The sequence below is a fragment of the Massilia sp. BGA-UO-ETr-WB1 genome (assembly GCF_059567845.1).
In genome coordinates, this window is the sequence record NZ_JCAQOT010000025.1 from 583,136 (window position 1) to 606,123 (window position 22,988).

The following is a 22,988-nucleotide window of genomic DNA, read 5'->3' on the forward strand; positions in this document are numbered from 1 at the left end:
CTAAAAGCCTGGCATCGGTGTTATCCTTGCGGGAAGAAAAACAAAGACCATCCGCCATGCTACAGAAAGCACCTCGCCGTACCCGGGAGCGCATACTCGAATTATCGCTCCGCCTGTTTAACGAATTCGGCGAGCCCAACATTACGACGACGGTCATCGCGGAAGAGATGAATATCTCTCCCGGCAACTTGTATTACCACTTCCGAAACAAGGACGACATCGTCAATTCCATCTTCACCCAATTCGAAGGGGAGATCGAACGCATATTGCAGGTGCCGGCCGGGCGCCGTTCGAATATCGAGGACGTGTGGCTGTATCTGCACCTGATGTTTGAGCTGATCTGGCGCTACCGTTTCTTTTACCGCGACCTGAACGACCTGCTGTCGCGCAACCGCAAACTGGAACTGCATTTCAAGCAGATCCTGGCGCACAAGATCAAGGTCGCCAAACAGCTGTGCGAAGACTTGCGCAGCGAAGGCTCGCTGGAAGCGTCGGACGCCGTAATCGACGCCATGTCCACCAATATGGTGGTGGTGGCGACGTATTGGCTGTCCTACGAATACGTGCGCAATCCGCGCAAATACAGCGAGCAGCAATCGATGGCGGACGCGCTGGCGCGCGGCTGCTACCAGGTGCTGTCGCAAATCGGTCCCTATCTGCGCAATGAAACCCAATTGCTGTTCCAGAAACTGTCGGAAGAATACTTAAAAAAGATAACCTGAGGAGATAAGCATGGCATGGAAGACCTTCCCCTATCCGGAAGACGCATACGTCTACACGGCGGCCAGCCTGAAAAAGGCCTGGCCGCGCCTGCACGCCAACGACGCCGAGCCTTTTCCGGCCAAGGCTGAACTGGTGCAAGCCTGGATCGCCTACCATGCCGGCAACTTCGAACAGGCCGCCGAGCTGGGCCTGGCGCAAGGCGCGGACGGCTACTCGGTGGCGCACCGCGCCATCTGCATCTATGCGACCTATCTGGAACCGAGCGAGAAGAAAAAGCTGGCCATGTTCCTGGAAGTGTCCGAGCGCTGCGAACAGCAGCAACAGGAGCAGCCCAAGAACGCTGCCGCCTGGTACTGGCACGCCTACTCGCTGGGCCGCTACGCGCAAGGCATCTCGGTGGTGAAGGCGCTGGCGCAAGGCATCGGCGCCAAGGTCAAGAACAGCCTGGACACGGCCATCAAGCTGGCCCCCAAGCACGCCGACGCGCATATCGCGCTGGGCAGCTACCATGCCGAGATCGTCGACAAGGTGGGCGCCATGATAGGCGGGCTGACCTACGGCGCAAAAAAGGAAGAGGGCTACAAGCTGTTCAAGAAGGCGCTCGAACTCAATCCGGACAGTGCTATAGCGCGTATCGAATATGCCAATGCGCTGGCCATGCTGGACGGCAAGAAGAAAATGGACGAAGCTGTCGCCCTGTACGAAGAGGCGGCCGCGCACGAAGCGCGCGATGCGAACGAGCGGCTGGATGTGGAACTGGCGAAAGCCGAGATCGAGGAAGAGTAAGCGTGAAATCGTTGTGTGTGTACTGCGGCGCCAATGGCGGCGCCTCGCCGCGCTATGCGGAAGCCGCCAGGGCGCTGGCGCGCGGCATGGTGGAGATGAATTTGTCGCTGGTGTACGGCGGCGGCAATGTGGGCCTGATGGGCATCACCGCCGACGAAGTGCTGCGCCTGGGCGGCGAAGTGACGGGCGTGATCCCGACCGCGCTGGTGCAGCGCGAAGTGGCCCACACCGGCCTGACGCGCCAGTTCGTGGTCAAGGACATGCACGAGCGCAAAGCCATGATGGCCTCGCTGTCGGACGGCTTCATTGCCATGCCGGGCGGCATGGGCACGATGGAAGAGCTGTTTGAAATGCTGACCTGGTCCCAGCTTGGCATCCACAGCAAGCGGATAGGGCTGCTGAACGTGGACGGCTTCTACGACAGCCTGGTCGGCTTCATCGGCCACGCCACCGAACAGGGCTTCATCCGTCCGCAGCACGCGGCCATGATGATGGTGGAATCGGAGCCGGGCGCGCTGCTGCAGCGCTTCGTCTAGGCTACCCGGGCATTACCAGAGCTTGTTGCCGCTGATATCGAGCTGCGTCAGGTAGAGGCGCAGGTCGAACTCGTACTGGTGGTAGTTCGGCTCCATGTACGTGCACAGCTTGTAGAACGCCTTGTCGTGCTGCTTTTCCTTCACGTGCGCCAGTTCGTGCACGGCGATCATGCGCAGGAATTCCAGCGGTACTTCCTTGAACATGGTGGCCACGCGGATTTCGTGCTTGGCCTTCAGCTTGCCGCCCTGGACCCGGGAGATCGACGTATGCAGCCCCAGCGCGTGGTTGATGACGTGGATCTTGCTGTCGAACGCCACCTTGTCGATCGGCGCGGCGTTGCGCAGGTGCTCGGTCTTTAAATCCTGAACGTACTGGTACAGCGCCTTGTCGGTGCGGATGTCGTGCGCGCTCGGGTAGCGCTTTTTCAGCACTTCGCCCAGCCTGTCCTGCGCGATCAGTTGCTGGACTTGCTGCTGCATTTGCTCGGAATAGGCGCTGAGGTACTTCAGGGGCTGCATATATACGGATTGCCGGATGGGTGGGGAGGCGAGAATGTATCATATTCCGCTATATAATCGAGTATATTGCGGTTTTCCATCCTGAAGGAGTGCTTGATGCCGAAGAAGATTTGCCTCGCCGCCGCGCTGGCGTCCGCCATGGGCGCGGCCGGCGCTGCGGACATCACCGTGTCCGCCGCCGCCAGCCTGACCAACGCATTCAAGGAACTGTCGCAGGCTTACGAGGCTGCGCACCCCGGCGACAAGGTGCTGCTCAACTTCGCCGCCTCCGACGCGCTGGTGGCGCAGATCGCCAAGGGCGCACCGGTGGACGTGTTCGCGTCCGCCGACCAGGAAGCGATGGACAAGGCCGAGCAGCAGCGGTTGCTGGCCGCCGGCAGCCGCAAAAACTTCGTCAGCAACTCGCTGGTGCTGATCGTGCCGGCCGCCAGCACCTTGCCGGTCAAGAGTCTGGCCGACCTGCGCCTGCCCGCCGTGGGCAAGGTCACCATGGGCAGCCCGGCCGGCGTGCCGGTAGGACGCTACGCGAAGCAGGCGCTGGAAAAGGCCGGCCTGTGGGCCGCTGTCGAGCCCAAGCTGATCTTCGGCGCCTCGGTGCGCCACAGCCTGGACTATGTGGCGCGCGGAGAAGTCGATGCCGGCTTTGTCTACGCCACCGATGCGCTGGTGATGAAGGACAAAGTAAAAGTGGCGCTGCCGGTGTCGACCGGAACGCCGGTGCTGTACCCGATCGCCGCCATCCGCACGGCGCCGAACGCCGCCGGCGCCGCCAGATTCGCGGCCTACGCGCAGGCGCCGGCCGGCCAGGTCATCCTGGCCAAATACGGTTTCGGACGCCCGTAAGCAATGGAGCCGGCATGGATCGCATTGGCGCTGTCGCTGAAGGTGGCGTTGTGGGCCACTTTGCTGGACGTGGTGTTCGGCGTGGCGCTGGGCTACCTGCTGGCGCGCGCGCGCTTCCCCGGCCGCGACATGCTGGACGCGATCCTGACCCTGCCGATGGTGATGCCGCCCACGGTGCTGGGCTACTACCTGCTGGTGCTGATCGGCCGCAACGGCCCGATAGGCCACTGGCTGCAGGAGCACTTTGGCATCAACCTGATCTTCACCTGGCAGGCGGCGGTGATCGCCGCCGCCGTGGTGGCTTTCCCGCTGGTGCTGAAGGCGGCGCGCTCCGCGTTTGAAACGGTGGACACGCAACTGGAGGACGCCGCCCGCGTGCTGGGCGTGTCGGCCATCGGCGTGTTCCTGCGCGTGACCTTGCCGCTGGCCTGGCGCGGCGTGCTGGCGGGAACCCTGCTGGCCTTCGCCCGCTCCATGGGCGAATTCGGCGCCACGCTGATGGTGGCGGGCAGCATTCCCGGCAAGACGCAGACCCTGTCGATTGCCGTCTACGAGGCGGTGCAGGCGGGGCAGGACGACACCGCCAACCTGCTGGTCATCATCACCTCGGTCACTTGCGTGGCGGTGCTGGCGCTGGCCAACAAGCTTACGCCCACCCGCAGCGCCTGACGGACAGAATATGCAGATCCAGCTCGACATCGCCAAGACCCTGCGCGCCGGCACGCGCGAATTCACGCTCAAGGCGCGCCTGCGCTCGGACAGCCGCCGTATCGTTATCTACGGCGCGTCCGGCGCCGGCAAGAGCATGCTGCTGAAAGCCGTGGCGGGACTGATCACGCCGGACGCCGGCAGCATCGAACTGGGCGGACGCCTGTTGTTCGACAGCGCCGCGCGCATCAACCTGCCGGTGCAGGGCCGCCGCGTGGGTTATCTGTTCCAGGACTATGCGCTGTTCCCGCACCTGAACGTACGGCAGAATATCGTGTTCGGGCTGCATCGCGGCCGGCTGAACCTGGGCTGGTCCAACCCGGCGCCGCGCGTGGACGGCGAGCGGCTGGAGTACTGGCTGGAGGCGTTCCAGCTGCAGGCGGTGGCGCAGCAGCTTCCGTCGCAGCTGTCGGGCGGGCAGCGGCAGCGCGTGGCGCTGGCGCGCGCCCTGATCGCCGACCCGGCCGCTCTGCTGCTGGACGAACCCTTCGCCGCGCTCGACCCGGTGCTGCGCGTGCGCATGCGCGAAGAGCTGGACGCCTTGCAGCGCCGCCTGGACATCCCCATGCTGATGATTACCCACGACCCGGAAGATGCGCGCGTCTTCGGCGGGCATGTGCTGACGATGGCGGACGGCGCCATCGTCGAAGCCACCACGGAGGGCTGTGATGGCAAATGACGAACTGGCTTTGCAGGGCAAGGTCTGGATGACGGTGGGCGGCGAACACCTGGGCGGTTCGAACCGGGTGGCGCTGCTGGCCAGCATCGCCGAGCACGGCTCCATCACGCAGGCCGCCAAGGCTGTGAAGATGAGCTACAAGGGCGCCTGGGACGCCATCGAAGCCATGAACAACCTGGCCGGCGAGCCGTTGGTGGAGCGGGTTGCCGGCGGCAAGGGCGGCGGCGGCACGCGGCTGACCAAGCGCGGCGCGCAGCTGGTGGAGAACTTCCACAAGATCGAACGCGAACACCGCCTGTTCGTGGAACACCTGAGCCGCCAGTCGCATGCGCTGGCCGACGATTTCCTTTTGATCCAGACCATGAAAATGAAAACCAGCGCGCGCAACCACTTTGCCGGCACCGTGTCCGCCATCAGGACTGGCGCGGTGAACGACGAGATCACCATCGCCATCGCCGGCGGTCAGCAGATCGTCGCCATCATCACGCACGAGAGCACCGCCAGCCTGGGGCTGAAAGTGGGATCGGACGCGTTCGCGCTGGTGAAGGCTTCCTCGGTGATCGTCGCCACCCGGGCGGACGGCGCACGGCTGTCGGCGCGCAACCAGCTGCAGGGCGTGGTGTCGCGCCTGGTGCCGGGCGCGGTCAGCGCGGACGTGAGCATTGCGCTGCCGGGCGGCGCCACCATAGGCGCCACCGTCACGCTGGAAAGCAGCGAGGCGCTGGCGCTGGAGGTGGGCATGGAGGCCACGGCCCTGTTCAAGGCCTCCAGCGTGATCGTGGGCGTGCCCGCTTAAGCGTGCCGGCTTAGCGGGTCGATTCGAACAGGAACCAGATGCGCTGTTCGGCTTCGTCGATCCAGTTTTCCAGCAGGCTGGCGGTGGCGATGTCGTTGTCCTGGTCGCAGATCTCGTGCACTTCGCGCATGAACTTCACCAGCTGCTGGTTGTCCTCGCGCAGTTCGTTGAGCATGGCGACCGGGTCCACATACTCGGCGTTGTTGTCCTTGATGCGCTGCAGTTCAGCGATGTGGCTCACCGAGCGCAGCGTGCTGCCGCCCAGCTTGCGCACGCGCTCGGCCACCGGGTCCAGCATGGCGTAGACGGCGGTGGCCTGCTCGTCGAGCAGCAGGTGGTAGGAACGGAAATGCGGGCCGCTCACGTGCCAGTGGAAGTTCTTGCATTTGATGTAGAGCGTGAAGGCGTCCGCCAGCAGGCGGTTCAGGCCCAGCGTCACTTCCTTGCGGGCTTTCGAGCCCAGGTCGGTCGGGGTGGTCAGCGCGTCGCCGCCTTGTTTGGAGCTTGCAGTCATGTTTGCCTCGTGATGGTGGGTAGAATCGGTAGCAAACGCTGGCCCATGCCAGCGGGCCTGCCGATTCTAGCCCAGCACGATGAAACACGGCGGACGCTATGGTGCAGTGCGCGCCTCTGGCTTAAGAGGGGGGGCAGTGCGAAAAGGGCGGCGCATCCGCCTTACTGTTTGCCGTCCGTCTTGGTGCCGCTGCCGCCCTGGCGGTTGCCCGCCGCGCGGTTGGCGGACTGGCGGCTTTCACCGCCCTTGCGGCCTATCTCCGCCATGTGCTCGCGGTCGCGGCTGACGGCTTCGCCGCCTTTCTGGCCGGCGCGGCGCGCTTCCTCGGAGTCGAACTCGTGCGCCGTGCCTTTCTGGTGCGCGGCCTGTCCACCCTTGCTGGCGATGCTGCGCTGCTGCGCTTCATCCATCGCTGCGAAGCCGCGTTTTGCCGTGCCCTTGGTGCCGCCGCCTTTGCCTTGATCGCCTTGATTTGTAGCCATGACCCTTCTCCTTGTCGTAGTGAACGTGTGACGGGCAGCCAAGCTGGCTGCTCCGTCAATTAGAGAAGCGTCATGGCGGTTAGTTCCGCAAGATTGGCGCTCAGGCGACTTTAAGCACAAGTTTGCCGAAGTTCTTGCCTTCGAACAGCATCGTCAATGCCTGCGGGAAGTTTTCCAGGCCCTGGACCACGTCTTCCTTGCTCTTGATCTTGCCTTCCTTCAGCCAGCCCGCCAGCGCGGCCACGCCCACATGGTAGCGGTCCGCGTAGTCGAACACCACCATGCCTTCCATGCGCGCGCGGTTCACCAGCAGCGACAGGTAGTTGGCCGGGCCCTTCACCGGGGTGGTGTTGTTGTACTGCGAAATGGCGCCGCAGATGACGATGCGCGCTTTCATGTTGATGCGCGTCAGCACCGTGTCGAGGATATCGCCGCCCACGTTGTCGAAATACACGTCCACGCCTTGCGGGCAATGTTCCTTCAGGCCATCGCGCACCGAGCCGGTCTTGTAGTCGATGCAGGCATCGAAGCCCAGCTCATTGACCACGAAGTCGCATTTCTCTTTGCCGCCGGCAATGCCGACCACGCGGCAGCCGAGCTGCTTGGCCACCTGGCCCACGGTCTGGCCCACGGCGCCTGCCGCGCCGGACACCACCACCGTTTCGCCGGCTTTCGGCTGACCCACTTCCAGCAGGCCGAAGTAGGCCGTCATGCCCGGCATGCCCAGGGTATTCATCCAGGTGGTCAGCGGCGCCAGGCGGCTGTCGATCTTGAAGAAGGAGGCGCTCTTGTCGTCCGCCGCGCCTTGCCAGTAGGCTTGCACGCCGATGCCGCCGGACACGATGTCGCCCACCGCGTACTTCGGCGACTTCGATTCCACCACTTCGCCCACGCCGCCGGCGCGCATCACTTCGCCGATGGCCACCGGGCGGATATAGGACTTGGCGTCGTTCATCCAGCCGCGCATGGCCGGGTCCAGCGACAGGTATAGCGTCTTGACGGTGATTTCGCCGTCGGCCAGTTCGCGCAGCGGTTCGGCCGCTTGCTGGAAGTCGGATGCTTTCGCCATGCCTACCGGACGGTTGGCCAGGCGGAATTGCAGGTTCTCCAAGGTCATTTTATGTCTCCAAATAGTGAGTTCTTTAACTATAACTTAGAATTGAACGATCGTGCTATTTTTCAAATTGATGGAACTGCCGCGCAGGCGTGCGACAATAGCGGGTTGATATTCGTCTAACCTAAAATTTTCTGTCATGACGCATCCAGAATACATCCTTACCCTGTCCTGCCTGGACCAGCGCGGTATTGTGCACCGCGTGTCGGGCTTCCTGGCCGACCACGGTTGCAACATCATAGACTCCGCGCAGTTCGGCGACGCCGAATCGCATCTGTTTTTCATGCGCGTGCACTTTTCGCTGGACGAGCCGGGCGTGAACGACGAGCAGCTGCGCGCCGATTTCGCCCAGCTGGGCGAAGCCATGCAGCTGGACTGGAAGCTGCGCGACGCGCGCGTCAAGCCGCGCGTGATGCTGATGGTATCGAAAATCGGCCATTGCCTGAACGACCTGCTGTTCCGCTACAAGAGCGGCCTGCTGCCGGTGGAGATCCCGGCCATCGTGTCCAATCACATGGACTTCTACCAGCTGGCGGCCAGCTACAACATTCCCTTCCACTACCTGCCGCTGGCGGCCGGCGCGCCGGAAGAGGCCAAGCTGGCGCAGGAGTCGCGCATCATCGAACTGATGGACAACCACCAGGTGGACCTGGTGGTGCTGGCGCGCTACATGCAGATCCTGTCGCCGCAGCTGTGCGCGCGGCTGAAGGGCAAGGCCATCAACATCCACCATTCCTTCCTGCCCAGTTTCAAGGGCGCCAAGCCGTACGCGCAGGCGCACCACCGCGGCGTGAAGCTGATCGGCGCCACCGCGCACTTCGTCACCAGCGATCTGGATGAAGGCCCGATCATCGAGCAGGACGTGGAGCGCGTCGATCACTCCATGACGGCGGACACGCTGTCGGCCATCGGTCGCGACGTCGAGTGCGTGGTGCTGGCGCGCGCCGTGAAGTGGTTCACGGAACACCGCGTGCTGCAGAACGGTTCCAAAACCGTCATCTTTAAATAACCCCTATTGGACATAGAAGTTAGCAATGGCCCTCAAAGCAACAATCTACAAAGCCGAATTATCGATTGCGGACATGGACCGCAATTACTACGACACGCACCTGCTGACGCTGGCGCGCCATCCGTCGGAGACCGATGAACGCATGATGGTGCGCCTGCTGGCGTTCGCCATCCACGCGCACGAGCACCTGACCTTCACCAAGGGCCTGTTCGACACCGACGAGCCGGACCTGTGGCAGAAGGACCTGACCGGCGCCATTCAGTTGTGGATCGAAGTGGGCCAGCCGGACGACAAGAAGCTGCTGAAGGGAGCAGGCCGTTCGGAGCAGGTGGTGGTGTACAGCTACAACGCCACCAGCCATATCTGGTGGAAGGCGTTGGCCAACAAGGTCGAACGCGCCAAGAACCTCAGCGTGATCAACCTGCAGTCCGACGCGACCGAGCAGTTGGCCAAGATGGCCCAGCGCACCATGCAGCTGCAATGCACCATCCAGGACGGCCAGATCTGGCTCACCGACGGCGCCGAGACCGTGCTGATCGAGCGCGAGACCTTCAAGGGCGAGCGCTAAAGCCCGGCCGCCTGCGGCGCTGTGGCAGAATGTGCCCATGCGCCGCTACTTTTCCGCACTCTTGTTCCTCGCCTATGCGGGCGCCGCCGCGGCGCTGACGCAGGGTGAAGTCATGGCCGGCGCCGAGCGCCTGTACCGCAGCCACATGCGCGAGCTGCAGGCACGGCACCAGCTCGACGCCGACCCCGCTTTCCACCAGCGCGTGCAACGCATCGCCCAGCCGCTCATCGCGCAAGCGGCGCGCGACTATCCCGAGTCCGCCGCCTGGCAGTGGGAAGTCCACACCGCGCCCGAAGGCGACGAGAATGCCTACGCCATGGCGGGCGGCAAGCTGCTGATCAGCCGCGCCTATGTCCACAAGCTGGTGCTGGGCGACGCCGAACTGGCCATGCTGCTGGCGCACGAAATCTGCCACGCCGTGCTGCGCCACAACCTGCTGGAATACGAGGAAGCGATGCGCATCGAGCCGGCCTGGCGCGGCCGGCCCTTCGCCGAACTGCAGGACGCGGTCGACAACGATGCGGCGCTGATGCGCAAGCTGGCGCCGCTGGGCATCCAGCAGGAGACCGAGGCCGACCGCGAAGGCTTGAAGCTGGCCTGGCGCGCGGGCTGGCAGGCGCCGCTGCTGGCGCGCTACTTCCAGAAGCTGGCGCGCTCCAGCCATGCGCCCAATTTCGAACAGTTTGCGCATCCCGCACCGTCGCAGCGCTGGAAGGCCGCGCAGGAACTGTCGGCCGCGCTGGAAGCGGCGGGGCGCTAGCTGCTGTATAATTTCGCACCATGCAAACGAGATTGGCAAACAGGTGGAAACACCAGGCGCTGTGGATCTGGATCGCGGTGATCGCGGTGCTGATGAACGCGCTCGCGCCGTCGATTTCGCACGCCATGGCCGAGGGCAATCCGGCCGCTTTCGAATTCTGCCGCGCCGACAAGAGCAAGCCGCTGCCGGCCGCTTTCCTGCTGATGGAGGACGAGGCCGGCAAGAAGGCCATGTCCATGGGCGAGGACTGCGGTTATTGCGTCACCCACGCCGGCTCCTTCGGCATGCCGCCGTCCACCGCGTCCGGCCTGCCGTTCGCGGCACAGTCCCAGCTTCACCCGTTCCTGTTCTATCGCGCACCGCGGCCGCTTGCGGCCTGGTCGGCGTCGCGCCCGCGCGGGCCGCCCGTGCAAGTCTGAATCAGCTTTACATCTGCGCCCTTGGCCTTACCCGCCCCGGGCGCATCCCGTAATCGTTTCAGAGGTAGATATGAAAACCAAATTCCTTGCAACCGCGTTGCTGTTCGCCGCCGCCTGCGCCCAAGTCCACGCACAAGTCACCGTCAAAGACCCATGGGTGCGCGCCACCGTGCCCGCCGCCAAAGCCAGCGGCGCCTTCATGCAGCTGCAATCGGCGCAGGACGCGCGCCTGGTCGAAGTGCGCTCCAGCGTGGCCGGCATCGCCGAAATCCATCAGATGGCGATGGAAAACAATATGATGAAAATGCAGCAGGTTGAAGGCATCGACCTCCCTGCCGGCAAAACCGTGGAGCTGGCGTCCGGCGGCTACCACATCATGCTGATGCAGCTGAAGCGCCAGCTGAAAGAGGGAGAGACCGTGCCGCTCACGCTGGTGGTACGCAAGAAGGACAACAAGCTCGAAACCATCGAGCTGAATGTGGCCGTGCGGCCGCTGACCTATTCCGCCAAGTGAGGGCCGCCATGAAGATGAACCTTGTTTTCATGGCTGCTGCCGCGGGCGCATTGCTGGCGGCGCCGGCGCAAGCGCACGTCACGCTGGAGCAAGCCACCGGCCTGGCGGCCAGCTACCAGAAGCTGACCTTCCGCGTCGGCCACAGCTGCGACGGCAGCCCAACCAGGGCCGTCACCGTGATGCTGCCCGAGTCCGTCACCGGCGCCAAGCCGATGCCCAAGCCGGGCTGGAAAATCCGCACGATGGAAGGCAAGCTGTCGGTTCCGGTGGAATCGCACGGCCGCAAGATCACGGCCGCCGTGCGCGAAGTGACGTGGCGCGGCGGGCCGCTGGAGGACGGGCATTTCGACGAATTCACCGTGCAGGCCAAGCTGCCTGCGGAGCCGGGCAAGCTGTATTTCAAGGTTGTGCAGGAGTGCGTGAAGGGCAGCATGGCGTGGGATGAACTTCCCGGCGAAGCGGGCGTCAAAGTACTGGCGCCGGCACCCGTGCTGGACGTGGTTCCGGCCGAAGGCGCCGCCCACCAGCACTGAGGTCACCATGAACAAGTTGAAACGCAAGCCGCTGGCAGTGATGCTGGCGGTGATGGGCGCTGCTGCGTCCGTGATTTGTCCTGCGCGCGCCGATCATGCAGTGGTCACCGTCAACGGCGGCCGCCCAAGCTCGCTGCCGGCGCAGATCCCCACCACCATGGAAGGCATCACCGGCGCGCAGATCGAAGAACGCATCAACGCCAGCGACAGCGAGGATGCGCTGAAGTACCGGCCCAGCCTGAACGTGCGCAAGCGCTATATCGGCGACTACGACCATGCCGTGCTGGCAAGCCGCGCTTCCGGCACCGGCAACAGCGCGCGCTCGCTGGTGTACGCGGACGGCATCCTGCTGTCCAATTTGCTGGGCAATGGCGCCACCTATACGCCGCGCTGGGGCATGGTGACGCCGGAGGAAATCGAGCGCGTTGATGTGCTGTACGGGCCGTTCTCGGCGGCCTATCCGGGCAACTCGGCCGGCGCCGTGGTGGATTTCCAGACCCGCATGCCGGCCCGCCTGGAAGCGCACGTGAAGCTGTCCGGCTATGGCCAGGGCTTTAAGCAGTATGGCAGCGACAGCCGCCACTACGGCAAGCAGGGCAGCGCGTCGATCGGCAACCGGCAGGGCGCCTGGTCGTGGTGGGTGGATGTGTCGCGCCTGGACAGCAACGGCCAGCCGATCGGTTTCGCCAACAAGCTGCTGTCGCAAGGGGCGCCGGGCGGCGGCGTGCCGGTGACGGGCGCCATTGCGGACCGCAACCCGGTCAACAGGGACTGGCTGATACTGGGCGCCACCAATCAAATCCATACCGTGCAGGACCACGCGAAAGTGAAGCTGGCCTACGACGTGTCGCCCATCCTGCGCGCCAGCTATACGCTGGGATGGTGGAAGAACAACGCCGAGCGCACCTCGCGGTCCTACCTGCGCGACGCCGCCGGCAACCCGGTCTACAAGGGTGACGTCAACGTAGGCGGCGTGCGATACAGCCTGCTGCCGTCGGACTTCGCGCCCAGCCGGGGCGACCTGGAACACGTGATGCACGGCTTCTCGCTCAAGCAGCACAGCCGGGGCGTGTTCAGCTGGGAGGTGGCGGCCAGCCTGTACGACTACGCCAGGGACCGCGTACGCACGCCGACCGTGGCGGTGCCGGACCTGGACACGAACGGGCAGGGCAACGTCACGGACATGGGCGGCAGCGGCTGGAATACGCTGGCGCTGAAGGGCACGTGGCGGCCGGCCGCGCACGTGGTCGATTTCGGCCTGCAGCGCGACAGCGCCAAGCTGCGCACGCATGTCTTCAGCAGCCCGGACTGGATCGGCGCGGGCGATGGCAAGCACGTCTCCACCTTCAACGGCGAGACGCGCCTGGAAAGCGTGTACGCGCAGGACACCTGGCGCATCGGCGAGCCGTGGAAGGCCACGCTGGGCCTGCGCTTCGAGCGCTGGCAAGCGTTCGGCGGCGAGATCTCCAGCGCGGCCAGCCTGGCGGCCCAGCCGGGAACCAGCGGCCTGCTGGGTTTCCCCTCGCGTAGCGAGAACAGCTGGTCGCCCAAGGCGGCGTTGGCCTACCGCGCGTCGGACCTGTGGACACTGAAGGCGTCCGCCGGCCGCGCCGTGCGCAACCCGACGGCGGCGGAGCTGTTCCAGGGCTCCATCGTGGACGGCAGGATCGTCAACACCGATCCCTCGCTGCGCGCCGAGAAGTCGTGGACCGGCGAGCTGACCGCCGAGCGCATGCTGGAGCGCGGCACCCTGCGCGCCACCGCGTTCCACGAGAACACGCGCGACGCGCTGTATTCGCAAGCGCTGACGCCAACCGTGAACACGGTGCAGAACGTGGGCGAGATCCGCACCACGGGGCTGGAGCTGGCCTACCAGGCGGACCAGGTGCTGGTGCGCGGCCTGTCGCTGACCGGCAGCATGACCTATGCCGACTCCAGGATCGCCCGCAACGACAGGCTGCCGGCCAGCGTAGGCAAGCGTCAGCCGCGCGTGCCGGACTGGCGGGCGACGCTGCTGGCGTCCTACCGGGTGGGCGACAGGTGGACCGCCAGCTTCGGCGCGCGCTACAGCGGCCGCCAGTACGGCACGCTGGACAACAGCGACCCGAACGGCGCAACCTACACCGGCGTGTCCGACTACTTCGTCACAGACCTGCGGGTGCGCTACCGTTTCACGACGCAATGGAGCGCTGCGCTAGGCATCGACAATCTGAACAACCGCAAGTACTGGGCCTTCCACCCCTACACCCAGCGCACGCTGGTCGCGGAACTGAAGTTCGACCTGTAAGTTCCCCCGCCCGGCCCCGCGCCGGGCGTTTTTCATCGCCGCTTGAGACCGCTCAAGGCTTGCTCAGGCAGGCCGCCGCGCGCCTGCGCGCCGCCCTAGAATCAGGCCATGAAGGCAGACCATGACACTGGCTACAAACAGCTGTTTGCGCATCCCGAGCTGATGCGGGACTTGTTGCGCGGCTTTGTGCCATATGCGTGGGCGAAGGATCTGGAAGTTGCTGCTTTTGAGCGCGTCAATGCCAGCTATGTCGGTGACAATGGTGAACACAGGCATGATGACATGGTCTGGCGTCTGCGCGTGGGCGGTGAATGCATCTACGTCTACCTGCTACTGGAGTTCCAGTCCAGTTGCGACCGCTGGATGGCCCTGCGGATGCAGGTATACATCGGCTTGTTGTATCAGGACCTGCTCAAGCAGCGCAAACTGAAGCGGCGCGGAAAATTACCGCCCGTGCTGCCCATCGTGTTGTACAGCGGCAGTCGGCGCTGGACTGCCAGCCATTCCTTGTCCGGGCTGAGGCTGCCGCAGCCTGAAGGACTGGCCCCTTTTCAGCCGGAACTAAAATACCTCCTGATAGATCAAAGAAAAGTGGGAGCTGGATTGGATGTCGCTGAGCGCAACATCGTTGCTGCATTGTTCAGCCTGGAACGAGCGCGTTCCAGGCGGGCTTGTGCGGAAGTCGTCAATTCGGTGGGGGAATGGTTGCAGGCTGGAAGTACACAGCCCTTGCGCCGAAGCATCTTGCATTGGCTGTCCAGTTGCATGCAACGCAAGGAGCGCGCGCCGGACTTTTCGCTGGAGGAGGAATTTGCTATGGGAAACCTGTCGCTCGATGAGTGGATGGAGTCGGTCATTGAAGACCGAAAAGCTCGTGAGAAAAAACGTGAGCAGGAGATTCAAACCAAGGCCGAAGCGGAAGGCCGCGCACGAGGCATGGCGCTAGGCAGGGCCGAAGGAATGGCGCTAGGCAAGGCGGAAGGCAAGGCGCAAGGCAAGGCGGAAGGTAAGGCGGAAGGCAAGGCGGAAGGCAAGGCGCTAGGCAAGGCGGAAGGCAAGGCTGAAGGGCGCGAGTTGGGTAAGCAGGAGGCGCTTCGGCGAACGTTGGAGCGGCTGCTTGAGCGGCAGCAGCTGCCGGTGCCGCCCGGTGTTTCGGTACAGATCGAATCAGCCGACTCCCGGCAGTTGGAAGAGTGGCTGAACCGCCTGCTGGACGGCGCCTCCGTACAACAGCTGTTCAACGCCAAATAACGCAGCCCGGCGGGTTGTGCGCCTGCCGGGCTGGAGTAACCTGTCTTGCCTTACTGCGGGCTGGCGCCCAGGCGCTTGACGCTGCCCGAACCCATGATGGATTTGCTGATCTGCGGATCGCCGTAGTAGCCGATGTCGCCGGAGCCGGCCACGCTCAGGTTGAGCGACTGCTTGGCCCACACCGTAGCCTGGCCCGAGCCGCCGATGCTGACCGAGGCGTCGCGCGCGGCCAGTTGGCCGATGTTCACCTTGCCGGAACCGCCGATCGACACCTTCAGCCGCTCGGTGGTGCCGCTCGCCTTCAGGCTGCCGCTGCCGCCCAGCGACACCGACACCGATTCGCTTTCCATGCCGCGCACATTGATGGCGCCCGAGCCGCCCACGTCGAACGTCAGGTTGGCGCCCTTCAGGTTCTCGGCGTCCACCGTGCCCGAGCCGCCCACGGAAATACGGTCCAGGCTCTTGGCCTGCACGATGATTTTCATGCTGCGCGTATCGAGCCGCATGTTGCGCTTGACCGGGCGCACGCGCAGCGTTTCGTTCTCCACCACGGTTTCCACCAGCGCCTGCAGGTTGTCGTCGGTTTCGATAGTGATGCTGTCGGTGTTCCCGAGGCGGACTTCGGCGTCGCCCGGCAGTGCCAGCGCCAGGCCGGTGAAGTGACCGACGTCGCGGGTCTGCTTGGTGATCTTGCCGCTGCCTTGCACGCGCTCGCCGCCGCCCAGCCAGCTGAACGGACCGGCCTGCACCTGGGCGGCGGGAACGATGACAGCCAGGGCGCTGGCGGCCAGCAGGGTGGTGCGCGCGGCTTTGCGCAGGGCGGAACGGACGGTCGGATTGATTGCCATGTTGTGGTCTCCTGGTTGATCTTGTCGTGAATCTTGTTCGATGGTGGGATAGTAGGGAAAGCCCGGCGCCGCCGCCCGCCCCATGCGACAGACTGCGCGGAGGGCGGAACAGAATGCAATCCGCAGGGGGCGGCGCGCGCCATGCGGTATCATGCTGGCTGTAACTACATTGGAAATACATGCTGATCATCACCATCAAACAGGGTAAGGAAAAGAGCTTGCTGGCCGGCGACCCCTGGATTTATCCGACCGCCATCGAGCGCGTCGAAGGCCGGCCGCAGGAAAAAGGCAAGGCCGGCGCCACCGCCACCGTGCAGTCGTCGTCCCGCAAATTCCTGGCGCGCGCCGCCTACAATGCCCACGCGGTGCAAATCCGCGCCCGTGTCTGGACCTTCCGCGAAGACGAACCGGTGGACCACGCCATGATGAAGCGCCGCGTCAAGGCCGCCATCGCCAAGCGCGCCTCAGCCGTGGCCAAGCTGGGCCCGGAAGACCTGATGCAGCTGATTCACGCCGAGGAGGACGGCCTGCCCGGCCTGGTGGTGGACTACTACGGCGGCCCGGCCGGCTTCCTGCTGTGCAGCTTCCAATCGGGCGCCGTGGACGCCTGGAAAGTGCCCATCGTGCAGGCCCTGCTGGCCGAAACCGGCTGCGCCAACGTGTTCCAGCGCGCCGACGAGGAGTTGCGCAAGGGCGAAGGCCTGCCGGTGTTCACGCGCGAACTGGCCGGGGTGCCCCCGCCGGCCAAGTCGGTTGTCAACAAGGGTGGCGTAAAGGTCTACATGGACCTCAAAACAGGCTTTGAATTCCCCAAGCGTCCCGTATAATCTTTCCAGGCGACATTTTTTACCCGGAGAGTAGAGTACGATGGAACATCACCAGTCTTCGCAGATCCGCACCCTCAGCTATGAAGAAAACGAAGACCATCCGGTCTTCGGCACCCTGGTCGAGCAGATCCTGCATCTGCTCAATTCCAGGCTGAGCTTCAGCGACATCCTGATCCACCAGAACAGCCCCTTGCTGTTGCGCCAGCCCAAAGGCCTGGTGGCGGTGACGGATTCGCCCATCACGCGCGAGGAGCTGGAGGAATTCTTCGAGGTGGTGGAGCCGAACTGGCGCGAACGCATCCAGGACCGCGCCTTCGACCGTTCCATCGACCTGCACACGGCGCGCATCCGCGCCAACTGCTTCACCTTCCAGGGCAAGAAGCGGCTCGGCTGCGTGATCCGGCGCTTCCCCAAGGAACCGCATGCGCTGGCGCAGCTGGGCTTGCGCGCCAACGAGCAAAAGTTTTCCCAGCTGACCAGCGGCCTGGTGCTCATCATCGGCGACACCTGCCAGGGCAAGTCCACCACCATCGCCTCCATGCTGGACGAGATCAACAAGACCCGTTCCGGCCACATCATCACCATCGAGGACCCGGTCGAGACCCTGATCCCGCAGCGCCGTTGCATCGTCACCCAGCGCGAAGTGGGCTTCGACGGCGACGTGGAAAGCTTCTACCTGGGCGCGCTGGATGCGCTGCGCGAGCGGCCGGACGTGATCGTCATCGGCGAGATCCGCGACGCGCAGACGGCGCAGGAAGCGCTGGCGCTGGCCGAATCGGGCCCGCTGGTGCTGGCCACCTTGCACGCGCGCTCCACCGAGCTGGGTTTGCAGAAGATGCTGCGCATGCTGGGCAACAGCGAGCCGCAGCAGCAGGCGCTGGCGCACGCGCTGCGCGGCGTGCTGTGCCAGGCGCTGCTGCCGTCGGTGGAGGGCAACCGCTACCACCTGGCCACCGAGTGCCTGACCATGAACCCGGACGTGGCGCGCCTGATCGAAAACGGCAGCATCGCCGGCATCCGCGACTGGATGGAGACCAAGGGCGGCGACGGCTGCCACACCATGAACGCGGCGCTGCGCGTGCTGCTGGACGAGGGCAAGATCGCCCTCGAAGACGCGCGCAACGCCACCACCGACCGCCTCGGCCTGCTGGGCTGAGGCATCCGGTTCGGCTTAGTCCAGCGGCACGGCGCGGTAGCGGTTCACGTCGTTGCCGCTGACCGGCGGCGCGTTGTTGCCCCAGTCGCTGCGCAGATAGGACACCACGGCCGCCACTTCACTGTCGTTCAGCTTGTGGCTGAACGGCGGCATGCCGTAGGGGCGCGGGTTGCCGGCCGTGCCGGGCGCGAAGCCGCCGTTGAGCACGATGCGGATCGGATTGACCGCCTCGTCCATCAGCAGCGCGCGGTTGCCCGCCAGCGGCGGATAGTGCGGCGGCAGCCCCTTGCCGGTCACGCCGTGGCATTCCACGCAATGGGCGGTGTACAGCCGCGCGCCGGCCTCCAGCTGGGCGCGTGCTTCCGGCGCCGTGCTGCGCTCATAGCGCTCCGGCGGCTCCTGGCGCGGCAGCGTTTTCAGGTACACCGCCATCGCCTGCACGTCCGCATCGCTCAGATGCTGCAAGCTCTCGCGCACCACCTCGGCCATCGGTCCGAACACGGTCGCGCGCGGCGAGATGCCGGTTTTCAGCAACTGCTCCACGTCCTGCTGCGCCCAGTCGCCCAGGCCGGCCTCGCGGTCGGAGGTGAGCGACGGCGCGTACCAGCCCAGCACCGGGATCAGCCCGCCGGACAGGCCGTCGCCGGACGCGCCCAGCGCGTTGCGCGTGCTGTGGCAGGCGCTGCAATGCCCCAGGCCCTGCACCAGGTAGGCGCCCCGGTTCCAGTCCGCGCTCTGCGCGCTGTCGGAACGGAAGGCGGCGGGGCGGAAGTACAGCGCGCGCCAGAACGCCAGGCCGAGCTGCTGATTGTAGGGAAAGCGCAGCTGGTGCGGCTGGTTGGCCTGCTTCACCGGCGCCAGGCTCTGGAAGTAGGCGAACAGCGCGTCCGAATCGTCGCGCGTGACGTGAGTGTAGCTGGTGTACGGGAAGGCGGGGTAAAGCATGCGGCCGCCACGCGATTTTCCGTTGTGCAGGGCGCGCCAGAAGTCGTCCGCGTTCCATTGGCCGATGCCGGTTTCGCGGTCGGGCGTGATATTGGGCGAGATCACGCTGCCGAACGGCGTTTGCAGCGCGCGTCCGCCGGCGTAAGGCGCGCCGCCGCGCGGCGTGTGGCAGGCCATGCAGTCGCCGGCCCTGGCCAGGTAGGCGCCGCGCGCCACGCGCTCGGCTTGCGGCAGCGCGGCGGTTTTGCTCAGCGGCGGCAGCGGATCGTCGGCCGGGTACAGCATGAAGCCGGCGCCGGTGGCCAGCACCAGCACGGCGATGGCGATGATGGGCAGCTTTTTCATGGCCGGGCCTCCGCTGCCGGCGCGCCGGCAATGCCCGGGGCGCCGGGAGAACCTTGCGCCACGCCGGCGCTGCCGCACTCCAGCGGCAGCGGCATGGCGATGGACGCGGCCGGGCGGGCTTGCGCGTCGGCCGGCTGCGAAGCCAGCCAGCCGGAAACGGCGGCCACGTCGGCGTCCGACAGGCGGGCCGTGATCTCGGCCATGCAATCTGGTGCGTGGGCGCGGCGTACCTTGTTGCGCCAGGCGCCGAACTGCGCGTTGACATAGTCGCGCGGCAGGCCGAGCAGGCCAGGGATGGCGGGCGCCACGCCGGTCAGCTGCGCGCCGTGGCAGGCCACGCAGGCCGGCACCTTTTTGGCCGCGTCTCCCTGGTGCACCAGCACCCGGCCGCGCTCCAGCATGGCCGGCGTGGCCGCATTCGGCACCGGCGCCGGGTAGGGCGGGTGCAGCTCGGAGAAGTACTGGGCGATCTCGCGCAGGTAGGCGTCCGGCAGGTGGTCCACCATATACGTCATCATCGGATATTGGCGGCGGCCTTCGCGGAAGTTGAGCAGCTGGTTGTACAGGTAGCCGGCAGGCTTGCCGGCGATGCGCGGGAAGTAGGCGTCGCTGCGCTCCTTGGCGGCATGGCAGGCGGTGCAGGCGGCCACGCGCTGCTCCAGCGTGTCGGGCAGGGTTTTCAGGGCGGCCGGCGCGGCGCCGGCGGGCGCCGCCGCAGCCAGCCCGCAGGCCAGCAGCGCGGCGCCGCAGGAGCGCGCGAGCATGCTCGATAAGGTGGTGTGCATGGGTGTCCCGTTAAAATAGCTTTTGGATGGGAATCAGGGGACAGGATACGCCTGTGTTGCCAAGTTTGACAGGCTCAGAATCGCAATAAAACCGAGGATCAGTTTGAAACTGTACGAAGCGCTGGCGCAGGAAATCGAAGACATGGTGGCGCGGCAGGTGCTGCTGCCGGGCGAGCGGCTGCCGTCGGTGCGCCAGCAGCACGCGCGGCGCGGCGCCAGCCCCGGCACCGTGTTCCAGGCCTACTACCTGCTCGAGGCGCGCGGCGTGATCGAGTCGCGGCCGCGTTCGGGCTACTACGTGGCGCCGGCCCGCGCGGCCGCTGCGCCCGGCTTTCAGCTTGGTCCCCAGCCCGCCCCCCAGCCCGACCCCGAGCCCTCGCGCCCGGACGGCGCGCCGCGCAGCGTGGACGTCAGCGGGCTGGTGTTCGGCGTGCTGGAGGCGGCGCGTGCGCGCCAGGCGGCGCCGTTCGGCTCCGCCTTCCCCAGTCCCGAGCTGTTTCCGCTGCCCAGGCTGGCGCGCGCGGTGGCGTCCAGCATGCGGCGGCTGGACCCGTGGAGCTCGGTGGCCGACCTGGGCGCCGGCAACGGCGAGCTGCGGCGCCAGATCGCGCTGCGCTACCAGCTGGACGGCGCGGCGGTGCCGGCTGCCGACATCGTGGTCACCAACGGCGCGCTGGAAGCGCTGAACCTGTGCCTGCAGGCGGTGGCCAGGCCGGGCGACACGGTGCTGGTGGAGTCGCCCAGCTTCTACGCGGCGCTGCAGGCGCTGGAGCGGCTGGAGCTGAAGGCGGTGGAAGTGGCCACCCATCCGCGCGAAGGGATGGAACTGGGCGCGCTGGCCGAGGCGCTGCAGCGCCACCGTCCCGCCGCCTGCTGGCTGATGACCAGTTTCCAGAATCCGCTGGGCAGCCTGATGCCGGCCCAGAAGAAGCAGGCGCTGGTGGCGCTGCTGGCCGCGCACGGCGTGCCGCTGATCGAGGACGACGTCTACGGCGAGCTGTATTTCGGCGCGCGCCGCCCGGCGCTGGCCAAGCGTTACGACGCGCCGGGCAGGCAGGGGCTGGTGCTGCATTGCAGTTCGTTCTCGAAATGCCTGGCGCCGGGCTTCCGCGTGGGCTGGGCGGCGCCCGGGCGCTACGCGCAGGCGGTGGAGCGGCTCAAGCTGAGCACCAGCCTGGCGGCCGCCATGCCGTCGCAACTGGCGCTGGCCGACTACCTGGGCCAGGGCGGCTACGACCGCCACCTGCGGCAGCTGCGCAGCGCATTGAAGCAGCAGCAGGCGCAGATGCTGGCGGCGCTGGCCCGGCACTTCCCGGCCGGCACGCGCGTCACGCATCCGGAGGGCGGTTACTTTTTATGGGTGGTGCTGCCGGACGGCGCGGACGCGCTGGCGCTGCACGCCGCCGCGCTGGAGCACGGCATCGGCATCGCGCCGGGGCCGATGTTCTCGGCCAAGCGCGAATTCCGCAATTGCCTGCGGCTGAACTACGGCCATCCGTGGACGCCCGCGCACGAAGCGGCCATCGCCACGCTGGGCAGCTTGATCCGGTGTTAGCTGTCGCCGGCGGGAGATGCGTCGGCCACGGGACGGCGGCGCTGCGGGCGGCGCGCTTTGGCGGGGCGCTGCGGCGGCAGCACGTTGCCGGCGGCGATCCAGTGGCGGTACACGCGCAGCGCCACTTGCGCGTCGTCGGCGGCGTACAGGATCTGGCGCTCGCTGAGGCGGGCGCTGGCCCAGTTGGTGGTGGAGATTTTCTTGGATTTCTGCAGCTTCTGGCCAAAGAACTTGGCCACCGCGCTTTTCGCGCCCAGGTCGTTGCGCTGGCCGCCGCGCAGCGCCACCGACAGGTCGACCACGCGCGCCGGCTCGATGCCGAGCTTGGCGCGCAGCCGCCGCACGTCGTCGGACAGGCCGAAGCCCACCTTCAGCGTCAGTTCGGATTCCAGCACCGCTTTCAGCGCCGGCAGCGCCGGCGAGGGCGCGGCGCCGATCTGGAACAGGTAGGCCAGGCGGTCGGTGGCCAGCTGGATCAGGTGCGGGCCGTCGGAACTCTGGCCCTTCTGGAAGGTCGGCTTGGATTCGGTGTCGAAGCCCACCGCGTCGGCCGCCAGCAGCGCCGCCTGCGCTTCCTCCGCGTCGGCGGCGGTCTTCACCAGCCGCACTTCGGCCAGCGTAATGCCGACATAAGGCGGCAGCTCGGGCGCGGACTCGGCGGAGACCGCAGCGGTGTCGCTCATCAGCCTTTTTTGGAGAACTTGGCCGTCAGCTGGGCCAGCTTGTCCTGGCGCACGCGGGCCGCTTCCTCGGCGGCGGCGGCATCGCGCTCGGCCTTCTTGCGGTCGGCTTCCTTCTTCAGGCGCTCCTTCAAGACTTCCTTGGCGTGCTTGCGGTGCACATCGGTCACTTCGGCGCCGGCGGTACCGTCCAGGTCGTAGCGCACGGTGGCTTTTTCCATCACGCGCAGGTAGCGCTGCGAACCGGTGTGGATGCCCAGCGCGGTGCGCATCAGCTTCTTGTCGATGCCCGGCACTTGCGCCAGGATCTGCTTGTCGATGCCGATCGACAGGGGCAGGCAATCGCGGAATGGGGGGAACTGCTGCTGCAGCTGTTTCAGCAGGGTGCGGGCGGTCAGCGCCGGCGCGCCGGCGTCCGGGCTTGCCGCAGCAGGATTGGCCGGGGCGGCAACGACCGGATTGATTACAACCGGGGTGGCAACTTCAGCCGCTGGCTCAGGGGTAAGGCTAGTGTTCATCGACATCACAGGTTAAGCAGAGAGCCGCCAGCATATCACGCTGGGCAGGGGAGTGCATTGCCAAATCCGCTAAAATGTTATTTTAACCACAATTTTGCGCGTGCGCGCCGGCCCGAAACGCGCTATAATTGCCGACGCACCAAATGAAGCACCGTGCCCGTCAGGTTGAAACAGGAGTTACTCTGCCTTTTCCCGCTCTGCACTGTACGTAGTTGCCAGCCCGTCCGAACGGGCTTTTTTCATTCCAGCACCCCTACGCGCCATCGGACCCTTGCCGGCCCGGGTGGC

The 22,988-nt window shown here is 65.8% G+C and carries 27 protein-coding genes; 18 read left to right on the forward strand and 9 right to left on the reverse strand.

The window, feature by feature from the left end; translation table 11 throughout:
* Positions 1 to 56: 56 nt before the first annotated feature.
* Genes AC56DV_RS20775 through AC56DV_RS20785 form a run of 3 tightly spaced genes read left to right on the forward strand, consistent with a single transcriptional unit; the run spans position 57 to position 2,045 of the window.
* Entirely contained in the window at positions 57 to 722 is a 666-nt protein-coding gene (locus AC56DV_RS20775; RefSeq protein WP_496316125.1) for a TetR/AcrR family transcriptional regulator, read from the forward strand.
* A gap of 10 nt (positions 723 to 732) precedes the next feature.
* Positions 733 to 1,509: a hypothetical protein gene (locus tag AC56DV_RS20780; protein WP_496316126.1), complete on the forward strand. Its 777-nt coding sequence runs from the start codon at positions 733 to 735 to the stop codon at positions 1,507 to 1,509.
* Positions 1,510 to 1,511: 2 nt separating this feature from the next.
* Positions 1,512 to 2,045, forward strand: coding sequence for an LOG family protein (locus tag AC56DV_RS20785; RefSeq protein WP_496316127.1), 534 nt, complete (start codon positions 1,512 to 1,514; stop codon positions 2,043 to 2,045).
* Positions 2,046 to 2,057: 12 nt separating this feature from the next.
* Here AC56DV_RS20785 and AC56DV_RS20790 read toward each other — a convergent pair whose 3' ends face one another.
* Positions 2,058 to 2,564, reverse strand: coding sequence for a YgjP-like metallopeptidase domain-containing protein (locus AC56DV_RS20790; RefSeq protein ID WP_496316128.1), 507 nt, complete (start codon positions 2,562 to 2,564; stop codon positions 2,058 to 2,060).
* A gap of 96 nt (positions 2,565 to 2,660) precedes the next feature.
* On the opposite strand from AC56DV_RS20790, the gene modA reads away from it, so the two are divergent.
* From modA to AC56DV_RS20810, 4 genes are read left to right on the forward strand one after another with little or no spacing between them, the layout of a single operon-like run.
* Complete coding sequence (gene modA, locus AC56DV_RS20795) at positions 2,661 to 3,407, forward strand: molybdate ABC transporter substrate-binding protein (protein WP_496316129.1); 747 nt, start codon at positions 2,661 to 2,663, stop codon at positions 3,405 to 3,407.
* A 3-nt stretch (positions 3,408 to 3,410) separates the two neighbouring features.
* Positions 3,411 to 4,076, forward strand: a complete 666-nt coding sequence (gene modB, locus AC56DV_RS20800; protein WP_496316130.1) for a molybdate ABC transporter permease subunit — start codon at positions 3,411 to 3,413, stop codon at positions 4,074 to 4,076.
* A 10-nt stretch (positions 4,077 to 4,086) separates the two neighbouring features.
* Positions 4,087 to 4,794 (forward strand): ATP-binding cassette domain-containing protein, encoded by a 708-nt coding sequence (locus AC56DV_RS20805; protein ID WP_496316131.1) that lies wholly within the window; start codon positions 4,087 to 4,089, stop codon positions 4,792 to 4,794.
* A complete protein-coding gene (locus tag AC56DV_RS20810; protein WP_496316132.1) occupies positions 4,784 to 5,590 on the forward strand; it encodes a TOBE domain-containing protein in 807 nt (268 codons plus the stop codon). The genes AC56DV_RS20805 and AC56DV_RS20810 overlap by 11 nt, the downstream gene beginning before the upstream one ends.
* A 10-nt stretch (positions 5,591 to 5,600) precedes the next feature.
* Here the strand turns inward: AC56DV_RS20810 and AC56DV_RS20815 are convergent, their stop codons facing one another.
* From AC56DV_RS20815 to AC56DV_RS20825, 3 genes are all read right to left on the reverse strand, one after another.
* Positions 5,601 to 6,104, reverse strand: coding sequence for a Dps family protein (locus AC56DV_RS20815; RefSeq protein ID WP_496316133.1), 504 nt, complete (start codon positions 6,102 to 6,104; stop codon positions 5,601 to 5,603).
* A 161-nt stretch (positions 6,105 to 6,265) separates the two neighbouring features.
* Positions 6,266 to 6,586 (reverse strand): KGG domain-containing protein, encoded by a 321-nt coding sequence (locus AC56DV_RS20820; protein WP_496316134.1) that lies wholly within the window; start codon positions 6,584 to 6,586, stop codon positions 6,266 to 6,268.
* Between the two features lie 100 nt (positions 6,587 to 6,686).
* Positions 6,687 to 7,703 (reverse strand): NADP-dependent oxidoreductase, encoded by a 1,017-nt coding sequence (locus AC56DV_RS20825; RefSeq protein WP_496316135.1) that lies wholly within the window; start codon positions 7,701 to 7,703, stop codon positions 6,687 to 6,689.
* 136 nt (positions 7,704 to 7,839) lie between these two features.
* On the opposite strand from AC56DV_RS20825, the gene purU reads away from it, so the two are divergent.
* The 8 genes from purU to AC56DV_RS20865 all read left to right on the forward strand — a co-directional run bounded on the left by purU (position 7,840) and on the right by AC56DV_RS20865 (position 15,041).
* Positions 7,840 to 8,709 (forward strand): formyltetrahydrofolate deformylase, encoded by an 870-nt coding sequence (gene purU, locus AC56DV_RS20830; RefSeq protein ID WP_496316136.1) that lies wholly within the window; start codon positions 7,840 to 7,842, stop codon positions 8,707 to 8,709.
* A 25-nt stretch (positions 8,710 to 8,734) separates the two neighbouring features.
* Positions 8,735 to 9,277 (forward strand): YaeQ family protein, encoded by a 543-nt coding sequence (locus AC56DV_RS20835; protein ID WP_496316137.1) that lies wholly within the window; start codon positions 8,735 to 8,737, stop codon positions 9,275 to 9,277.
* A gap of 37 nt (positions 9,278 to 9,314) precedes the next feature.
* Positions 9,315 to 10,037, forward strand: a complete 723-nt coding sequence (locus AC56DV_RS20840) for a M48 family metalloprotease (RefSeq protein WP_496316138.1) — start codon at positions 9,315 to 9,317, stop codon at positions 10,035 to 10,037.
* 32 nt (positions 10,038 to 10,069) lie between these two features.
* Positions 10,070 to 10,456: a DUF2946 domain-containing protein gene (locus AC56DV_RS20845; protein WP_496316139.1), complete on the forward strand. Its 387-nt coding sequence runs from the start codon at positions 10,070 to 10,072 to the stop codon at positions 10,454 to 10,456.
* Between the two features lie 70 nt (positions 10,457 to 10,526).
* On the forward strand, positions 10,527 to 10,970 hold the full coding sequence (locus tag AC56DV_RS20850) for a copper chaperone PCu(A)C (protein ID WP_496316140.1): 444 nt from the start codon (positions 10,527 to 10,529) through the stop codon (positions 10,968 to 10,970).
* Positions 10,971 to 10,978: 8 nt separating this feature from the next.
* Positions 10,979 to 11,503, forward strand: coding sequence for a YcnI family copper-binding membrane protein (locus tag AC56DV_RS20855; RefSeq protein WP_496316141.1), 525 nt, complete (start codon positions 10,979 to 10,981; stop codon positions 11,501 to 11,503).
* A 7-nt stretch (positions 11,504 to 11,510) separates the two neighbouring features.
* Complete coding sequence (locus AC56DV_RS20860; RefSeq protein ID WP_496316142.1) at positions 11,511 to 13,790, forward strand: TonB-dependent receptor; 2,280 nt, start codon at positions 11,511 to 11,513, stop codon at positions 13,788 to 13,790.
* Between the two features lie 108 nt (positions 13,791 to 13,898).
* On the forward strand, positions 13,899 to 15,041 hold the full coding sequence (locus AC56DV_RS20865; protein WP_496316143.1) for an Rpn family recombination-promoting nuclease/putative transposase: 1,143 nt from the start codon (positions 13,899 to 13,901) through the stop codon (positions 15,039 to 15,041).
* 50 nt (positions 15,042 to 15,091) lie between these two features.
* Here AC56DV_RS20865 and AC56DV_RS20870 read toward each other — a convergent pair whose 3' ends face one another.
* The gene (locus AC56DV_RS20870) at positions 15,092 to 15,889 is read right to left on the reverse strand and encodes a head GIN domain-containing protein (protein WP_496316144.1); all 798 of its coding nucleotides are present in this window, start codon (positions 15,887 to 15,889) and stop codon (positions 15,092 to 15,094) included.
* A 179-nt stretch (positions 15,890 to 16,068) separates the two neighbouring features.
* Here AC56DV_RS20870 and AC56DV_RS20875 point away from each other — a divergent pair, with 179 nt between their 5' ends.
* Both AC56DV_RS20875 and AC56DV_RS20880 read left to right on the forward strand, forming a co-directional pair.
* Positions 16,069 to 16,716 (forward strand): class I SAM-dependent rRNA methyltransferase, encoded by a 648-nt coding sequence (locus AC56DV_RS20875; RefSeq protein WP_496316145.1) that lies wholly within the window; start codon positions 16,069 to 16,071, stop codon positions 16,714 to 16,716.
* A 40-nt stretch (positions 16,717 to 16,756) separates the two neighbouring features.
* On the forward strand, positions 16,757 to 17,872 hold the full coding sequence (locus tag AC56DV_RS20880) for a type IV pilus twitching motility protein PilT (protein ID WP_496316146.1): 1,116 nt from the start codon (positions 16,757 to 16,759) through the stop codon (positions 17,870 to 17,872).
* A gap of 15 nt (positions 17,873 to 17,887) precedes the next feature.
* Here AC56DV_RS20880 and AC56DV_RS20885 read toward each other — a convergent pair whose 3' ends face one another.
* Both AC56DV_RS20885 and AC56DV_RS20890 read right to left on the reverse strand, forming a co-directional pair.
* Complete coding sequence (locus AC56DV_RS20885) at positions 17,888 to 19,162, reverse strand: c-type cytochrome (RefSeq protein WP_496316147.1); 1,275 nt, start codon at positions 19,160 to 19,162, stop codon at positions 17,888 to 17,890.
* Positions 19,159 to 19,947 (reverse strand): c-type cytochrome, encoded by a 789-nt coding sequence (locus AC56DV_RS20890; protein ID WP_496316148.1) that lies wholly within the window; start codon positions 19,945 to 19,947, stop codon positions 19,159 to 19,161. The genes AC56DV_RS20885 and AC56DV_RS20890 overlap by 4 nt, the downstream gene beginning before the upstream one ends.
* A 103-nt stretch (positions 19,948 to 20,050) precedes the next feature.
* Here AC56DV_RS20890 and AC56DV_RS20895 point away from each other — a divergent pair, with 103 nt between their 5' ends.
* On the forward strand, positions 20,051 to 21,502 hold the full coding sequence (locus AC56DV_RS20895) for an aminotransferase-like domain-containing protein (RefSeq protein ID WP_496316149.1): 1,452 nt from the start codon (positions 20,051 to 20,053) through the stop codon (positions 21,500 to 21,502).
* Here the strand turns inward: AC56DV_RS20895 and AC56DV_RS20900 are convergent.
* Together AC56DV_RS20900 and AC56DV_RS20905 are read right to left on the reverse strand one after the other, a co-directional pair.
* Complete coding sequence (locus AC56DV_RS20900; RefSeq protein WP_496316150.1) at positions 21,499 to 22,185, reverse strand: 3'-5' exonuclease; 687 nt, start codon at positions 22,183 to 22,185, stop codon at positions 21,499 to 21,501. The genes AC56DV_RS20895 and AC56DV_RS20900 overlap by 4 nt on opposite strands.
* Complete coding sequence (locus AC56DV_RS20905) at positions 22,185 to 22,700, reverse strand: ProQ/FINO family protein (protein WP_496316151.1); 516 nt, start codon at positions 22,698 to 22,700, stop codon at positions 22,185 to 22,187. Before AC56DV_RS20905 ends, AC56DV_RS20900 begins: the two co-directional genes overlap by 1 nt.
* Positions 22,701 to 22,988: the final 288 nt, after the last annotated feature.

Excerpts from the sequence above, each read along its gene's own strand:
- AC56DV_RS20775 (WP_496316125.1), top strand. The coding sequence starts at position 57 with ATGCTACAGAAAGCACCTCGCCGTACCCGGGAGCGCATACTCGAATTA.
- AC56DV_RS20780 (WP_496316126.1), top strand. The coding sequence starts at position 733 with ATGGCATGGAAGACCTTCCCCTATCCGGAAGACGCATACGTCTACACG.
- AC56DV_RS20790 (WP_496316128.1), bottom strand. The coding sequence starts at position 2,564 with ATGCAGCCCCTGAAGTACCTCAGCGCCTATTCCGAGCAAATGCAGCAG.
- modA (WP_496316129.1), top strand. The coding sequence starts at position 2,661 with ATGCCGAAGAAGATTTGCCTCGCCGCCGCGCTGGCGTCCGCCATGGGC.
- modB (WP_496316130.1), top strand. The coding sequence starts at position 3,411 with ATGGAGCCGGCATGGATCGCATTGGCGCTGTCGCTGAAGGTGGCGTTG.
- AC56DV_RS20805 (WP_496316131.1), top strand. The coding sequence starts at position 4,087 with ATGCAGATCCAGCTCGACATCGCCAAGACCCTGCGCGCCGGCACGCGC.
- AC56DV_RS20810 (WP_496316132.1), top strand. The coding sequence starts at position 4,784 with ATGGCAAATGACGAACTGGCTTTGCAGGGCAAGGTCTGGATGACGGTG.
- AC56DV_RS20815 (WP_496316133.1), bottom strand. The coding sequence starts at position 6,104 with ATGACTGCAAGCTCCAAACAAGGCGGCGACGCGCTGACCACCCCGACC.
- AC56DV_RS20820 (WP_496316134.1), bottom strand. The coding sequence starts at position 6,586 with ATGGCTACAAATCAAGGCGATCAAGGCAAAGGCGGCGGCACCAAGGGC.
- AC56DV_RS20825 (WP_496316135.1), bottom strand. The coding sequence starts at position 7,703 with ATGACCTTGGAGAACCTGCAATTCCGCCTGGCCAACCGTCCGGTAGGC.
- purU (WP_496316136.1), top strand. The coding sequence starts at position 7,840 with ATGACGCATCCAGAATACATCCTTACCCTGTCCTGCCTGGACCAGCGC.
- AC56DV_RS20835 (WP_496316137.1), top strand. The coding sequence starts at position 8,735 with ATGGCCCTCAAAGCAACAATCTACAAAGCCGAATTATCGATTGCGGAC.
- AC56DV_RS20840 (WP_496316138.1), top strand. The coding sequence starts at position 9,315 with ATGCGCCGCTACTTTTCCGCACTCTTGTTCCTCGCCTATGCGGGCGCC.
- AC56DV_RS20850 (WP_496316140.1), top strand. The coding sequence starts at position 10,527 with ATGAAAACCAAATTCCTTGCAACCGCGTTGCTGTTCGCCGCCGCCTGC.
- AC56DV_RS20855 (WP_496316141.1), top strand. The coding sequence starts at position 10,979 with ATGAAGATGAACCTTGTTTTCATGGCTGCTGCCGCGGGCGCATTGCTG.
- AC56DV_RS20860 (WP_496316142.1), top strand. The coding sequence starts at position 11,511 with ATGAACAAGTTGAAACGCAAGCCGCTGGCAGTGATGCTGGCGGTGATG.
- AC56DV_RS20865 (WP_496316143.1), top strand. The coding sequence starts at position 13,899 with ATGAAGGCAGACCATGACACTGGCTACAAACAGCTGTTTGCGCATCCC.
- AC56DV_RS20870 (WP_496316144.1), bottom strand. The coding sequence starts at position 15,889 with ATGGCAATCAATCCGACCGTCCGTTCCGCCCTGCGCAAAGCCGCGCGC.
- AC56DV_RS20875 (WP_496316145.1), top strand. The coding sequence starts at position 16,069 with ATGCTGATCATCACCATCAAACAGGGTAAGGAAAAGAGCTTGCTGGCC.
- AC56DV_RS20880 (WP_496316146.1), top strand. The coding sequence starts at position 16,757 with ATGGAACATCACCAGTCTTCGCAGATCCGCACCCTCAGCTATGAAGAA.
- AC56DV_RS20885 (WP_496316147.1), bottom strand. The coding sequence starts at position 19,162 with ATGAAAAAGCTGCCCATCATCGCCATCGCCGTGCTGGTGCTGGCCACC.
- AC56DV_RS20890 (WP_496316148.1), bottom strand. The coding sequence starts at position 19,947 with ATGCACACCACCTTATCGAGCATGCTCGCGCGCTCCTGCGGCGCCGCG.
- AC56DV_RS20900 (WP_496316150.1), bottom strand. The coding sequence starts at position 22,185 with ATGAGCGACACCGCTGCGGTCTCCGCCGAGTCCGCGCCCGAGCTGCCG.
- AC56DV_RS20905 (WP_496316151.1), bottom strand. The coding sequence starts at position 22,700 with ATGAACACTAGCCTTACCCCTGAGCCAGCGGCTGAAGTTGCCACCCCG.